Genomic DNA, 1,667 nt, shown 5'->3' on the forward strand with positions numbered 1-1,667 from the left:
TGAACAGCCCCCCGTCAAGTAGACAGTACAAAAAATAAAAGTCAATCAAGCGGCCTTCGTCCTGAATTCCATTGGACTGAGGCCGTTTAATTTTGCTTGCAATCGTCCGTGGTTGTAGAAGTGGATATACGAAATTATGTCCTTTTCAAGCTCCTCAAAAGTGTGGTACGTATGCAAATAATACTTTTCGCATTTTAACGTACCCCAAAATGACTCCATGGGGCCGTTATCGATGCATCGCCCCACTCGAGACATACTCTGAGACATCTTGCTTTCTTCCAAGAGCGCTTTGAAGTCCAGCGACGTGTATTGGAAGCCCCTATCGCTATGAAGCATCGGCCTGCTTCCTGGAGCTGCCTGCAAGGCTAATTTTAACGTCTGGAATACCAGGGGATTGTTATTGGAACGCCCTAATACGTAAGCAACGATGGATTTATCGTGTAGGTCAAGGATAGCGCTTAGATAAGCTTTCTGACCGTGACCATACTTAAATTCTGTTACATCTGTTAACCATTTTTCATTAGGGACACTGGCTTGAAATTTGCGATTCAATACGTTTTCAGCTACCTGCTGCGGTGTGGAATGCGCATATTTCTTCTTCTTTCTGCGGATTACGGACTGAATTCCCTTTACCTTCATAAGCCGGTATACACGCTTATGATTGATGGTTTTTCCGGTTCCTCGGCGCATGTGTAGAGTTAATTGACGATAGCCAAAAGTCCGCTCTACTTTCTCGTAGATCGCCATCATCACCTGCATCAACTTTTCATTCTCGATCTCACGGGCGCTGGGTTTGCGATCTAGCCATTTGTAGTAGCTTGAGCGTGCGATTCCTGCAATTTCGCACAGAAGGTGAACACTAATTGACGATTCTTCCTGAAGCTCTTGAATGGCGAGGTAGATATTCTCATGTCGACATTGACTTAGCTTCGCCTCCTTTGTATTTCTTGTAGCTTTTTTAGGAACGCATTTTCCGCCCGAAGCCGTTCCATCTCATACTCCATCTTTTTTATCTCAAGTTTCTGGCGCTCCGCATCGTTTAGCTCCTCAGGTGCCTTCTTTCGTCCACGACCGTCCTGTAAGGCTTCGTGACCACCATCTTCAAACTTCTTGACCCACTGGTACACTTGTTGGTAGGAAACCTGAAAATGCTTCGCTGTCTGTTGAAAATTATGTTGATTTGCCAAGCAATATTGAACGATGTCAATCCGTTCTTGGTAAGTCGTTGAGCGACCTTTTGTCATAGCATTTGCTTCCCCTTTGTAGGCTTTTAAGCTGCTATGACTATTATACTTCTTAATCCAGTTGGAGAGCTGCGTTATGCTAGCGATCTTGTATTTCTCGATAACCTGATACTTGGATAATCCACCTTTAAGGAAATCTAGCACCGCCTCTAACTTAAGCTCCGCACTATAACTTCGATTCTTACTGCGATTCTCTAGTCCTTCGTAACCATACAGTTTGTACTGACGCTGCCATTTCCATAACGTCGGGTTGTGAATGCTGTATTTCTGACAAGCAGCATTAAAACCAATCTCACCACGTTCAATTTCTACTAGAATCGTAAGTTTCTCAGAAGCCGAGTAGGATCGTCTTTGCATAAAAAAGCTCCCCTTAGGGTAACAGGTTTTATTATTTCACCTGTCTACCGTAAGGGGAGCATATCA

General features: G+C 44.0%; 1 protein-coding gene. It reads right to left on the minus strand.

Annotated features, from left to right (window positions below):
* Positions 1 to 45 precede the first annotated feature (45 nt).
* Positions 46 to 1,601, minus strand: a protein-coding gene (locus FHS18_RS33980) for an IS3 family transposase (RefSeq protein WP_183604811.1) whose coding sequence is annotated in 2 segments (ribosomal slippage) — positions 46 to 947 and positions 947 to 1,601 — 1,557 coding nt in all. Because the reading frame shifts where the segments join, the coding sequence is not laid out codon by codon here.
* Positions 1,602 to 1,667: the final 66 nt, after the last annotated feature.

The sequence above is a fragment of the Paenibacillus phyllosphaerae genome, from assembly GCF_014192105.1.
Taxonomy (GTDB): Bacteria; Bacillota; Bacilli; order Paenibacillales; family Paenibacillaceae; genus Paenibacillus_Z; species Paenibacillus_Z phyllosphaerae.